This window comes from Ruegeria arenilitoris (genome assembly GCF_013032445.1).
In the GTDB taxonomy this organism is placed as follows: domain Bacteria; phylum Pseudomonadota; class Alphaproteobacteria; order Rhodobacterales; family Rhodobacteraceae; genus Ruegeria; species Ruegeria arenilitoris_F.
The window spans coordinates 143,146-156,324 of sequence record NZ_WQCA01000010.1 but is presented as its reverse complement, the minus strand read 5'-3'; the positions used below and the strand labels follow the sequence as shown (position 1 = coordinate 156,324).

Genomic DNA, 13,179 nt, shown 5'->3' with positions numbered 1-13,179 from the left:
TTAGCCCTCCGCAACGATATCTGAGATTTTTTTCTTCAACACGCGCGTCACCTGTTCCAGTGCACGCTTGTCGTCCTTGTTCAGACCTTTCAGCGGAGGTCGCATTGCGCCCGCATCGATCCCGTTCATGGTCACGCCATGTTTGATGGTTTGGATGAACTTGCCACCCTGTTCCAGCACCCGCATTAGCGGCATCATTGCCGACATGATCCGGCGGCCTTTGGCGAAATTGCCCTCGATCACGCAGGCATTGTACAGCGCCACATGTTCAGCTGGCAGGAAATTCGACCCACCGCAGACCCAGAACGGCGCGCCCCAAGCGAAGAACTCCAGCGCCTGATCGTCCATGCCGCAGCCCAGTTGGATATGCGGATAGTCACGGGCCAGCAGGTGCACCCGGTTGATATCGCCCGAGCTTTCCTTAATGCCGCAGAAATTCCGGCTGCGGCCCACGCGGTCAAGAAATTCCTCGCCCATCATCGTGCCGGTGCGGTGCGGATAGTTGTACAGCATCACCGGCAGGTCGGCGGCCTTGTCGATGGCCAGCGCATTCAGCGCGTTTTCGCGGTCGGTTGGCACCGAATAGGGTGGGCTGGCCAACAGGATAGAATCTGCGCCGATCTCACGCGCGCCAGAGGCTAGCGCGATCGAATCCGATGTTAGCATCGCGCCAGTTCCAACGACCAGCGGCAGTCGGCCCTTCAGACGCTCGTGCGTGAATCGCGCCAGTTCCAGCCGTTCTTCAACCGTTTGGGCATAGTTCTCGCCAGTTGAGCCGCCTGAGATCAGCCCGTGCACGCCGTTTTCGATCAGGTATTCGATCACGTTGGACAGGGCGTCCCAATTCACGCTGCCATCCTCGTGATAGGGCGTGACCACAGGGGTGTAGATCCCCTCAAATCTGAAAATCGGGTTCATTCCGTCCTCATGCAGGTTTCGAAAGGGGCGGGACGCCCATCGGGACATCCAGCGCGTCAGGCATCACGAACAGTTCGATCTGATCGCGTGAAAGGTTCCAATGATCCTCGGCCAGCTGCGCAGCAGCCGCCTCATCGCCCGCCTCGATGGCGGCGATGATGGCGTCATGTTGAGCGCTTGCCTCGGACAGGTTTTCGGACATCTTCGCCGTCTGAGGGCGATAAAAGGTCATCCCGATCCGGGCGTGATCGATCAGTAACCGGTTGAACGACGGCAGCAGGTAGACATTGCCCGACATCGCGCCGGTGACATCGTGAAACCGGTTATTGGCCAGCGCCCGATCTTCGGCCGATCCCGTACGTAGCGCGGCCTTGAACGCCTGTTGCGCCTCTTTCAGATCCTCAATCTGCGCGTGCGTCGCGTTCTGAGCCGCCAGCCGCAGGATTGCGCCATAGACCATCGGCGCGGCCAGAAAGAAATCGCGCAGGGTGGTATAGGACATCTCGGATACGCGGGCGCTGCGGTTGGTGCGCAGGTCCAAGTAGCCTTCGCCCGCCAGTTGTCGGAACACCTCGCGCAGAGGGGTGCGCGACAGGCCGAACGCATCGGACAAATGCGCTTCATCCAGATCGGTGCCTGGTTGCAGGCGCAGGGTCAGGATCGACACCCGCAGATGTTCGGTCAACTCAGCCTTGCGGGATTTGGCATCGTCTTTCATCCGTCTCTCCTTCGATGGGCGACGCGAATCTCGTCGAGCTCGCGGTGCACATTGTGTACTCCAAGAAAATACAGCTTGTATACATAAAAAAATCGTGCAGCATGGAGCATCAACTAAGCCAAGCTGAACGGGACGCCTGATGAGCCAACCGAGCCACATCACTTTCATTCTGATCGAGGAATTCTCGCACCTCGCCTTCTCCTGCGCGGTCGAGCCGCTGAGAATCGCGAATCTTGTCAGCGGCGAAGACCTCTATGACTGGACCTTCCTTTCCGAACATGGCGAGCAGGCCGTGTGTTCCAACGGATCGGTCACGCTGGTGCATGGCGGTTTGGAGGCGCTGTCCAAGACCGATCAGCTTTTCGTTTTGTCGGGCATTCATATGCGCAATCACGTCACGCGCGCATTGCTGGCAACGTTGCGGCGCGAACGGGCGCGGGGGACGGCCATTGGCGCGTTGTGTTCTGGTGCATGGTTGCTGGCCGAGGCCGGGTTTCTGGACGGTATGCAGGCGGCCATTCACTGGGAGTACCACGATGCCTTCATGGAGGCCTTCCCCGAAGTGAACCTTGTGCGTAGCGTGTTTGTGGCTGACGAAAAACACATAACCGCCTCGGGTGGCACGGCAACGGCGGACCTGCTGCTGCACCTGATCGAACGCGATCACGGTGAGGAACTGGCCATCGCCGTGGCGGATCAAATGGTCTACAACGCAGTGCGTAATGCCACCGCAAAACAGCGGGTGTCGCTGCAATCGCGCAATGGGATGCGTAATGCCCACCTGGCAAAGGCGATCCATATCATGCAGGACTGTATCGAAGCGCCGGTATCGCCGTCACAGATTGCCGAGGATTTGGGCATCTCGACCCGGCAGCTGGAACGGCTGTTCGGCAAATACCTTAATACCTCACCCAAGAAGTACTTCATGGAACTGCGCCTTGAGCGCGCCCAGAAACTGTTGTTGCAAACCGAAGCCTCGGTGACCGAGGTCGCCATGGCCTGCGGGTTCGAAAGCCCCGGCCATTTTTCGCGGGTGTACCGATCCAGCTTTGGCGTCACGCCGCACGCGCAGAAAAGCAAAATCGACTGAGCGACGTCGGCGGGGGGAGCTGCTCTGGCCGTCGGCGAGCCCGGTTGGTCAGGCGCTCACCCCCTGGTCCCGCTCGTACCCCCTCGTTAAATTGAAACTCGTAAACTGATCAGCAGGATTGAGTTTTATTAGATGCGGAAATGGGCATAACTTTTGCAAGATCGTGTCAGATCTATGCAGGTTTCAGCCCAAATCGCGGTGTTTGCCTCAATTCAGGATGGCAAAGAACCCACAATAAAGCCAAACGCTTTCATTCGGTCGTCGCTTATGTTTGCGTTATTACTTGCTTTGTGTCATTTTTAATAAGCCAACAAAGAGACGATTTCTGCAAAAAATGGCGTTAAATCGCAACCGATTTCACTTGAGAGTTTCCAAGTCCTCATCAGGAGTTAACGTTGGAGGACGTATATGAATTTGGAATCCCCTGAAGCCGCAGTGGAATTTGCGCCGCGTGTTATTTCTATTGCCAAGCGCGAGCGACAGATTTGCCAAGCGTCCAAAGCTGCTGAGAACGCGTTCGACCGAATCGCCCGCGTGGCCACAAATGGGGGCACGGTGCATGGCGAGTTGCAGGGCCGAGTGTTTTCCATTTTCCGCTGGTACTTTCTGTCTGCCTTCTGCACGCGCCTGCTGACGGATGCGGCGCATCGGTTGGAGCATCAGACATTGCAGGTCTCGGTGGATATTTTCAGTGCGGTCAAAATGATTCTGACCGAAAGCGAGATCGAACGCTCTATGGAACTGGTCAGTGTTGAGCGCACGTCTCCTGTCGTTGTACGCGCGAATGATATCGGCAGCCGGGGGCACACAGTGGGCTGGGTCGCTGCCGGGTTGCATGAGAACGGTCGGGATTTCCCGGACGAAATTCAGAACGCCTTAGCCGGTGCGCTGGCGGCGTCGGCCCGGATCAACTAATCCACCCGTTTCTGATTGCCCCTACGTCAGGTCCTGACTGCACAGTTTACACAAACACAAATCCTTGCGTACGATCCGGTTGAATTCTTCCGATGGATTTAACGCAAGGGTTTGATGCGATGTCAGAAACACTGGACCTGCACAAGTTTGAAAATCTAAGTCCCTTTCAGATCAAAGACGAACTCATCAAGCTGGCCGAGAAAGAGTCGCGCCAGATGGCTTTGCCCTATCTGAACGCAGGGCGCGGCAATCCCAACTGGATTGCCACCAAAGCGCGCGAGGCGTTCTTCCTGTTGGGGCAGTTCGCGATGACCGAAGCGCAGCGCCATCGCGATGAGCCACAGGTTGGGTTGGCCGGAATGCCGCAAGGGCCGGGCTGTTATGATCGGCTCAAGGCTTATTGTTCGGCCTCCGAGGGTAAGAACGGACCTCCGGGCGCGGATACTCTGGCCGCCGTGGTGGATTTCGCGATTGAGAAATTCGGCTTCACGCCGGACGACTTCGTGCTGGAGCTGACTGACGGCATTGTCGGCGACCACTATCCCATGCCGGACCGCTGCATGAAGCACAATGAAGCCATCGTCCATGAATATGTGATGTGGGCGATGTGCGCGGGGCACCGACCAGACGCAAAGTTCGACATCTATGCGGTAGAGGGCGGCACCGCTGCGATGTGCTATATCTTCAAGGCGCTCAAGAACCAGCGACTGCTGAACGCGGGTGACACTATCGCGCTGGGTACGCCGATCTTTACGCCTTATCTGGAAATGCCTGTGTTGGAGGATTACGGGCTAAATGTGGTGGATGTGTCCTCGGAAGAGGAAGACAATTTCCAACTGACCGACGAAGACCTCGAACAACTGGCCGACCCGAAGGTCAAAGCGTTGTTTCTGGTCAATCCGGGCAACCCGTCCTCGGTCGCGATCAGCCCCGAGGTCATGGCCCGGCTGGTTGAGTTCGTAAAAACCCGCCGTCCCGACCTTATCATCCTGACTGATGACGTCTATGGCACGTTCATACCGAACTTCCAGTCGGTGATGGGGCATCTGCCCGAGAACACGATCGGGGTTTACTCCTATTCCAAGTATTTCGGGTGCACCGGCTGGCGTTTGGGCGCGATTTTGGTGGCCGAGAACAACATCTTCGACAAGATGATCGCCGAGGCTCCGGACGAGACCAAAGCCGTTGTGAATGCGCGGTACGAGACGCTGACCCCGGATCCGAGCTCGTTCAAATTCATCGACCGGATCGTCGCGGACAGCCGCGACGTGGCGCTGAACCACACGGCGGGCCTGTCTCTGCCGCAGCAGGTGATGATGACGCTGTTCTCCCTGGTCGAGTTGATGGATGAGGACAAAGCCTATCAGAAGTTCTGCTGGGGCATCCTGAAACATCGCTTCGATGAGCTGGTCGATGGGATGGGCATCGAAGTGCCGGATAATCCTCTGTTCGACAAGTATTACGGGATCATCGATTTTGAGTTCTGGCTGCGCAAATATGTCGGCGAAGAAGTCGTCGAGTGGATCAAGGATAACGTCCACCCGCTGGATATCTCGTTCAAGCTGGCACAGGACCACGGGATCGTCTTGCTGAACGGGTCGGGCTTTGACGCACCGAACTGGTCGGCACGGGTTTCCTTCGCCAATCTGGATGACAGCGCCTATCGTCAGATCGGTCGCGCGGTGCGGTCGGTGGCCATTGGCTATGTGCAGGCCTATCGCGCGTCGAAAGGGTTGCCGCTGCACGGCTGAGACAGAACTGCGGGGAGGCTGCTGCTTTGGAACTGGTCGGGTCAATCTTTGGTCATCATCCTGCTCTGGCCTTGTTTTGCAGCCTCGCGCTTGGCTATGCGCTGGGAAAAATCACTATCGGATCTTTCACCGTTGGGTCAGTGGCGGGTTGTCTGCTGGCGGGGGTTCTGGTTGGTCAGACCGGGGTGGTCGTTTCGGACGACCTGAAACAGGCATTCTTCCTGCTGTTCCTGTTTTCCATCGGCTACCGAACTGGACCGCAATTCTTCCGATCCCTGAACGTTCGGGCATTGCCGCAGATTGCAATAACGGTCCTGCTTTGTGTTGTGGCGCTTGTCGTAGCCGCGGTGCTGGCCCCGCTGATGGGCTTGTCGGCGGGGATTGCGGCGGGACTTCTGGCGGGTGGTGTCACCGAAAGTGCTACGCTTGGTGTGGCGATTGATGCCTTTGCCAAAACCGGGGCAGATGAAGCCGCGCGGCAGATTTTCGACGGTGAGATCGCCACTGGTTTCGCCGTGGCTTATTTCGTTGGCGTGATTGCCACGATCTTTTTCCACACCCAACTTGCCCCACGGTTCTATGGCCGTTCGCTAAAAGAGGCTTGCGCGGAATATGAGGCCGAACTGGACGACAACGGCGCCCCGATGGTGTCCGAGCATCGCGATTTCGAAGCCCGCGCCTATCGCATAAACCCCGAATTCGTCGGGCACAGAATTTCCGAGCTTGAAGCCCGTGTGCCCGAGCATGTTCGTGCCTTCTTTGACCGGGTACGGCGCGGGGATAAAATCCTGCCGACCACGCGAGACATGGTTTTGCAAGAAGGCGACATTGCCGCCATTGCTGGTGTGAGGTCCTACCTGATCGAGCATACAAGCATGCTGGGCGAAGAGGTTGAAGACCCCGAACTTCTCGATCTTCCGGTGCAAACCAACGATATCGTCGTAACCAATAAAGAGGTGGTCAATAAAACCCTGGCCGAACTGTCAGCCCGCCCCGAGGCGCGCACCATTTACCTGCGTGGGATCATGCGCAGTGGCGAGCGGTTGCCTATCTTTCGCGGCGTGACCTTGCATAAGGGGGATGTGCTGACTGTGTCCGGCACCCGCAGCCATATCGCGGATGCGGCCAACCGGTTGGGCTATCTGGACCGCGAAACCAACCAGACTGACATGATCTTTGTGGCCTTCTTTATCCTACTGGGCGGTCTGATCGGCATCCCGGCGCTGAAATACGGCGCGATTGAGTTGGGTCTGGGTACCTCGGTCGGGGTGCTGTTGGGGGGGCTGGTGGCGGGGTGGTTGCGCTCGGCTCACCGGACGTTTGGCTTTGTCCCCGAGGCGACGTTGTGGATTTTTGACTCGCTGGGCTTGTGTGTATTCGTGGCCTGCGTGGGCATTACCTCGGGGCCGAGCTTTGTCACCGGGGTCATGGAAAGCGGGCCGACGCTGATTTTCGGGTCGGTGGCAATCGTGTTGCTGGCCCACGGATCGGCGGTTTTTGTCGGGCGCAAGGTTTTTGGCATCAACGAGGGCGTTCTGGCTGGCACATGCTGCGGGGCAGGGACCTCGGCCCCGGGTTTGGCCGCCGTGCAGGAGGCGGCACAAAGCCAGGTTCCGACCTTGGGCTATGGTCTCGGCTATGCCGTGGGCAACGTGCTGTTGGCCCTGTGGGGCTCGGTCATCGTGATCCTGTTGATTTAGATCACGGCACGAAGGCTACGACCAAGGGCCCCCACAAGGTCAGGAAGATATTCGCCACCGCATAGGTCATCGTGAAGGCAGGCGTCGGTGTCGCGTTCCCGGCCTTCTCCAATAGCGTCGCAAAGCCCGGATTGCCCGAGCGTGACCCGGTTACAACCGCGCAGGCCTCGACCGGGTTTTTGATGCGCAGGACGAAATAGTTGATCGGGAACTGAACGATCATCGGCATCAGCGTGACGACGACGCCCAGCAACAGCAGGGTAATGCCGTATTCCTGTATCGCCTCAAGTGCAGGCTTGCCTGCATTCAGGCCGACAACCCCGACGAATACGGCCAGACCAAAACTCTGCAGGAAATTCGCAGCACCTCGGTTGATGCCGCCGATCTTGGGCCGCCGGATACGCAGGTATCCGATGATCAACCCGGTCACGAGGCACCCAAGGCCGGACCCCAGCGCCACTTTGGTACCCGCGATGACAAAGCTGATCTCACCAATCAGATACCCGATAGCCACGCCGATCCCCAGCGCGATGAAATTCGTGACCGAGGCTGCGGGCGGCACATAACCTGCCACTTTCGACACCCGGTTCAGATCGTCCTTGTGGCCGACAATTGAAACCTCGTCGCCCGCGTGAATTTCGGTGTTGTGCAGGACGGGCACGTCATGCCCCATGCGGGTGATCTTTGAGATGTGGACGCCGCGCCGCTGATCCGCCGTCAACGCTTCACGTAGCTCCGACAGGGTCTTGCCCGCCAGTTTGCGGTTGGTGATGACGACGTTGCGGCGCTCTTCCACGACGGTGAGTTCGGGCGGGTATTCTCCGATCTCACCACTTGCGGTGTTCTCAAACTGCGTCAGGGTTGCAACCAGTGCCGACACGACGATTACGTCCCCCGCTTTGACGACCGTTTCTGGTGTCGGGTCAACCGGGGCGCCATCCTGCAGCAGCTTCTCGACGATCAGGTCACCGTCATAAGCGCCCTCGATGGCCTTAACCGATTGGCCCGCAATCGTGGCCTCGGCATTCACCTGATAGGCGCGGGCGTCGAACCGGTTCATTGGAAGGAACTCGCCTTCCTCCAGCTTGCGGCCACCCCCGCTAAGCTTTTGGGCCAGCTTAATCGCCTCTTGCCGCAGGTCGACGCGCATGATGATCGGAATGACGCTGACCGCCAGGATCGGGCCGATCGAGCCAAAGATATAGGTGACCGAATACCCCACCGCGATGTTGGTCTTGAGCTTTTCGGCCTCATCCGCAGCCAGTCCCAGCAGGTCGATGGCGTTGCCGGCGGTGCCAATGATGGCCGACTGTGTAAGTCCTCCGGCGGCCAGACCGGCTGCCAGCCCCTTGTCCAACCCGGCCAACCGGGCAACGACGATGACAAAGAACAACCCCCAGAGCGTCATCATGAACGCGGCCAGCAGCTTGGTCAGGGCGGTTCGGTTCAGGGCAGCGAAAAACTGCGGCCCGCCGTTGTAACCAACCATGAAAATAAACAGCGAGAAAAAGACGTTCTGAACATCGGTGCTTAGGTTTATGCCGCCGATCTGTCCCACGAAGACCGCCACCAGCAGGGTTCCCGCGATGCCGCCCAATTCGAACTTTCCGATCCGAAATTTGCCGACGCCGTATCCCAGCCCCAAGCAAAGAAAGAGCGCCATGATCGGAAAGGCGCGGAGCTGTTCTGTGATCAATTCCATCTAGAATTCTCCAGGTTGCAAGTCTGGTTACGATAACGCCGCGAACGACATCTCAGTACGCTGATAACGCTTTGAAATTCAGATTGTTTTCGTTGCGCTCAGGTAAACACCGACTTTGTGATCTGTCAAATTGTCACGTATGTTTCAGGCCGCGCGCATGAAGGACCATGTCGACGAACGCCGATCACCAACTTGTACGCACGATGAAACATGGCATTTCTTAGTGGACCTGTGTGGTTTGTCCTCGAACTAACAGAGGGATTCTTTTCTTCCATGCGCGTGTGGAAGGTTGTGTCTGGACTGCATTTGTCAGGTTTGTTCGGCCAAATCGCACGGGCATAGGCCAGTTATGGCCCACATGTCAGCACCGGGTCTGAATGCACTCTTACAGAAAATACCTTAAAATGAGCGGCTTATTTCTTGGGAGTATGCTGTGTGTGGAATGCTTCTATTTGCAAAAAACGAAAACTAAATTACGATAATGCCGTATAGTAAGGATTGCCACATGTAAGTCTTGAAGGGCGGCGTGCTGGCATGGTTCAATTTTCTGGCCAACCCGGCGCAGCAAGCCGCTGGCCAAGAAACCGGGGAAGTTCCGCCTTCCCGCTACTGTTCGCAAGGTGCATCACCGCCCAATAGGGACACAAAAACAAGCACCGCGGACGACCAACATGGAGATATCAGATGAAAAAACTTGCAACGCTTTTGGGAGGCGCATCGATGGCGGTCGCCGGACCGGCCATGGCTGCGGATATCGTGATCGGGGTGCCGAACTGGCCGTCGGTGAATGCTACGGCACATATTCTGAAAGTGGCGATCGAACAGAACCTTGGGCTTGAGGTCGAGCTGCAGAACGGAACCAACCCGATCGTGTTCGAGGCGATGGATTCCGGTGCGATGCATGTTCATCCCGAAGTTTGGATGCCGAACCAGAAGAACCTGCACGATACCTATGTCACCGACAAAGGCACTGTTGCCTTCAACCCTAACGGCGTTGAGGCGTTTCAGGGCATGTGTGTCGACAAGGCGACTGCAGATGCCAACGATATCCGCTCGATCGACGACCTGACCAATCCCGATATCGCCGCGTTGTTTGACAGCAATGGCGATGGTCAGGGTGAGGTTTGGATCGGCGCTCCGGGTTGGGCCTCGACCAATGTCGAGAAAATCCGCGCCAAGTCCTACGGCTATGATCAGGTGATGGAGCTGACCGAGATCGACGAGACGGTGGCCTATGCCAACCTCGACAACGCGATCAAGGCGGGCGATCCGTGGGTCGGGTTCTGCTATACGCCGCACTATGTGTTTGCTCTGCATGACATGCAGATTTTGGAAGAGCCGGCCTATGACGCGTCCAAGTGGAACGTGTTGCAGCCCACAGACGATCCGGATTGGCTTGAGAAGTCCGACGCTGGTGTGGCCTGGGATTTGGCCTATCTGCACCTGCACTATGCTAAGTCCCTTGAGGAAGAGTTCCCCGAAGTTGCCCAAATGCTGGCCAACATGCAGCTGGACACCGACACGGTATCGGCCATGACCTATGCGCTGGTGATCGAAGGCCAAGAACCGCTGGCCTATGCTGAAGAATGGGTGGCAGCCAACGAAGATGCTGTTCTGAACTGGATGTCTCAGTGATTGACGCCAACCGGAATTGAAAACCGGACAGGCCGTCGGACATGTCCGGCGGCCTGTTTTGCATCAAAGGGACAAGTATGACCGAAACAGTCGTAAAACTGACGGATGTGTGGAAGATTTTCGGGGCACGCGCCGAAGAAGCCATGGAAGCCGTACAGAACGAAGGCATTGGAAAGCCCGAAGTTCTGGAGAGATTTAACTGCGTCGTGGGTGTTCAAGGGGCCACCTTCGAAGTGCCGCGGGGCGAGATTTTCTGCATCATGGGCCTTTCGGGCTCTGGCAAATCCACGCTGGTGCGGCATGTGAACCGCCTGATCGAGCCGACCTCGGGCAAGATCGAGATTTTGGGCCATGACGTGTCCAAGATTTCCGAGGCTGAACTGCGCCGCATCCGGGCGCAGCAGATCGGGATGGTGTTTCAACACATGGCGCTGATGCCGCACCGCTCGGTGCGCGATAACGTGGCCTATCCGTTAGAGATTCGCAAAGTTTCGAAGTCCAAGCGCTGGGCGGTTTCGGATCACGCGCTGGGTCTGGTGGACCTGACAGGTTACGAAGATCGCCTGCCCAAGGAATTGTCGGGCGGTATGCAGCAGAGGGTGGGGATCGCCCGCGCTTTGGCGTCGGACCCGGAAATCCTGCTGATGGACGAGCCATTCTCGGCCCTTGACCCGCTGATCCGTCTGCAATTGCAGGACCAGTTCAAGGCGCTGGTGGCGCAGTTGCAGAAAACGACGCTGTTCATCACCCACGATCTGGACGAAGCCATCCGCATCGGCCACCGCATCGCGATCATGAAAGATGGGGTGATCGTGCAGATCGGTACACCTGAGGACATCGTCATGAACCCGGCCGACGATTATGTGCGCGAGTTCGTACAGGGCATTTCAAAACTGAAACTGGTTAAGGCGCATTCGATCATGGAACCGATGGGCAGCTATTCCGGCCCACTCGAAGGCGCGCCGCGCGCCGATGAGGGCGCGGATCTGGACCAACTGATCGATCTGGCGGTGAACACTGATATGCCGGTCGTCATCACCGATGCAGGCAGTGACGTCGGCATAGTGACCAAGCCGCGTCTGCTGCGCGGAATTCAGGGGGGCAAAAATGACTGATGCAGCAATGGAAATGAAAGTCACGGCCGCTTCTGATATCGAGGTTGACCGCGAGGCACTGGACCAGTCCATTCACGAATTTGTCGGTCCGAACGGTGATTACTATGTCACCGCATTCCACAAAATCCACGATGCCACCAGCGCAGTGCCCAACACGTTCAACATCTGGGCGGCGGTATTGGGTCCATTTTGGTCGGCGTCGCGGGCCATCTGGGGGATGTTCTGGACTTTCCTGATCCTTGAGATCATCGCCTGGGTTCAGATCGGGCGCGGTGCATGGGGCAATCCCGGCGCTGATCTGGCCGAACGCGCCGAACGACAGCAAGCGCGCGCCAACGAATTGCTGGAACGCGCGGCAGCCGCAACGGAACAGGCTGATATCGACCGGTTCAATCGTTTGGCCGAGAATATCCAGAAGGCGGCAGACAGCAGTCTGGCGCAAGCTCAGGCGGCTCAGGCCGAGGCGTCGGGGATCATGATCACCGGGCTTTTGATGTTGCTCGTGTTTAAGCTCGCCCAAGGGTTCTATGCGGACCGGGTCTATGAAAAGCAGTACTCGAAATGGCGGATCGATCCGACCAGTACGGAAAGCGGTCGGTCGACACGCAATACGGTTCTGGGCGCGATTCTAGTGGCCGCGATTGCGCCGTTGATCATCTACAAGTTCACGGTGAACGCTTCGCTTGCGATGCTGGATGCTTTCCCGGAAGAACAAGTTTCAGCGCTGATACTAGGCGAAGGGGAGGGCACGATCTTCTCGAACCTGGCCAGTTGGATGGAGGCGCAGATTGATGCCGCCGCCGCCGCTGGGGGCGATGTCTTTGACGGCATTGTCGCCGGTGTCCGCTCGGTTTTGGATGCTTTGACGATCGCTCTGATCGGGTCGCCGTGGCCGGTGGTGATGCTTGTCATCTGCGTAACCGCATGGCGTGCGGCTGGGCCGCGTGTGGCGATATTCACGGCGTCTTCGCTCGCCTACATCGCCCTGCTGGGCTATTGGGATGTAGCGATGGAGACGGTGGCCTTGGTCGGTGCAGCGGTGTTGCTATGCGTAGTGTTTGGTATCCCGCTGGGCATCTGGTTCGGTAAATCCAAGCGCGCCTATCGTGCGGCGGAACCAGTGCTGGACTTAATGCAGACGCTGCCTGCCTTCGTCTACCTGATCCCGATCATCGCCTTCTTTGGCACCGGAAACCCGCCGGGCATTCTGGCCACGATCATCTTTGGTATGCCTCCAGTGATCCGTCTGACCGCGTTGGGTATGCGGGGAGTGCCGGAAAGTATCAAAGAGGCCGCAGTCGCCTTTGGGGCTTCGAAATGGCAATTGTTGAAGGATGTGGAAATCCCGCTGGCCTTGCCCTCGATCATGACCGGGGTGAACCAGACCATTCTGATGTGCCTGTCGATGGTGGTGATCATCTCGCTGATCGGCGGCGGCGGTCTGGGCAAGGAAATCCTTGAAGCGTTGCAATACGCAGCAAAGGGGCCGGGCTTGCTGGGCGGGTTCGCCATCCTGTTCCTCGCCATGGTGATGGACCGGATCGTTCAAGGTGCCTTCCGGCGAGAAGACGAGAAAATCTAAACCCATACGCCCCCGGTTGCCGCCGGGGGCGTTTTTCATTGAACGGGGAAGAC

Annotated in this window: 10 protein-coding genes; 7 read left to right on the top strand and 3 right to left on the bottom strand. The window is 57.8% G+C overall.

The window, feature by feature from the left end; genetic code table 11:
- Together GOW98_RS16325 and GOW98_RS16320 are read right to left on the bottom strand one after the other, a co-directional pair.
- Nucleotides 1-918, bottom strand: coding sequence for a dihydrodipicolinate synthase family protein (locus GOW98_RS16325; protein WP_170333962.1), 918 nt, complete (start codon nucleotides 916-918; stop codon nucleotides 1-3).
- A gap of 7 nt (nucleotides 919-925) precedes the next feature.
- Nucleotides 926-1,636: a GntR family transcriptional regulator gene (locus GOW98_RS16320; RefSeq protein ID WP_170333961.1), complete on the bottom strand. Its 711-nt coding sequence runs from the start codon at nucleotides 1,634-1,636 to the stop codon at nucleotides 926-928.
- 139 nt (nucleotides 1,637-1,775) lie between these two features.
- Between GOW98_RS16320 and GOW98_RS16315 the strand changes: the two genes are divergently transcribed.
- The 4 genes from GOW98_RS16315 (at nucleotide 1,776) to aspT (GOW98_RS16300) (ending at nucleotide 7,092) form a co-directional block, all read left to right on the top strand.
- Nucleotides 1,776-2,726 carry a GlxA family transcriptional regulator gene (locus tag GOW98_RS16315; protein WP_170333959.1) on the top strand — a complete coding sequence of 317 codons (951 nt, stop codon included), beginning with the start codon at nucleotides 1,776-1,778 and terminating at the stop codon, nucleotides 2,724-2,726.
- Between the two features lie 408 nt (nucleotides 2,727-3,134).
- Nucleotides 3,135-3,641, top strand: a complete 507-nt coding sequence (locus GOW98_RS16310; protein ID WP_170333956.1) for a hypothetical protein — start codon at nucleotides 3,135-3,137, stop codon at nucleotides 3,639-3,641.
- Nucleotides 3,642-3,733: 92 nt separating this feature from the next.
- Nucleotides 3,734-5,392 carry a bifunctional aspartate transaminase/aspartate 4-decarboxylase gene (locus GOW98_RS16305; RefSeq protein ID WP_254438042.1) on the top strand — a complete coding sequence of 553 codons (1,659 nt, stop codon included), beginning with the start codon at nucleotides 3,734-3,736 and terminating at the stop codon, nucleotides 5,390-5,392.
- A 26-nt stretch (nucleotides 5,393-5,418) separates the two neighbouring features.
- The gene (gene aspT, locus GOW98_RS16300; RefSeq protein WP_170333954.1) at nucleotides 5,419-7,092 is read left to right on the top strand and encodes an aspartate-alanine antiporter; all 1,674 of its coding nucleotides are present in this window, start codon (nucleotides 5,419-5,421) and stop codon (nucleotides 7,090-7,092) included.
- A gap of 1 nt (nucleotide 7,093) precedes the next feature.
- Here the strand turns inward: aspT (GOW98_RS16300) and aspT (GOW98_RS16295) are convergent, their stop codons facing one another.
- Nucleotides 7,094-8,794: an aspartate-alanine antiporter gene (gene aspT / locus GOW98_RS16295; protein WP_170333953.1), complete on the bottom strand. Its 1,701-nt coding sequence runs from the start codon at nucleotides 8,792-8,794 to the stop codon at nucleotides 7,094-7,096.
- A 684-nt stretch (nucleotides 8,795-9,478) separates the two neighbouring features.
- Between aspT (GOW98_RS16295) and GOW98_RS16290 the strand changes: the two genes are divergently transcribed.
- From GOW98_RS16290 to GOW98_RS16280, 3 genes are all read left to right on the top strand, one after another.
- Nucleotides 9,479-10,429, top strand: a complete 951-nt coding sequence (locus GOW98_RS16290) for an ABC transporter substrate-binding protein (RefSeq protein ID WP_170333951.1) — start codon at nucleotides 9,479-9,481, stop codon at nucleotides 10,427-10,429.
- A 77-nt stretch (nucleotides 10,430-10,506) separates the two neighbouring features.
- Complete coding sequence (locus GOW98_RS16285; protein ID WP_170333949.1) at nucleotides 10,507-11,544, top strand: quaternary amine ABC transporter ATP-binding protein; 1,038 nt, start codon at nucleotides 10,507-10,509, stop codon at nucleotides 11,542-11,544.
- Nucleotides 11,537-13,126 carry an ABC transporter permease gene (locus GOW98_RS16280; protein ID WP_170333947.1) on the top strand — a complete coding sequence of 530 codons (1,590 nt, stop codon included), beginning with the start codon at nucleotides 11,537-11,539 and terminating at the stop codon, nucleotides 13,124-13,126. Before GOW98_RS16285 ends, GOW98_RS16280 begins: the two co-directional genes overlap by 8 nt.
- Nucleotides 13,127-13,179 lie beyond the last annotated feature (53 nt).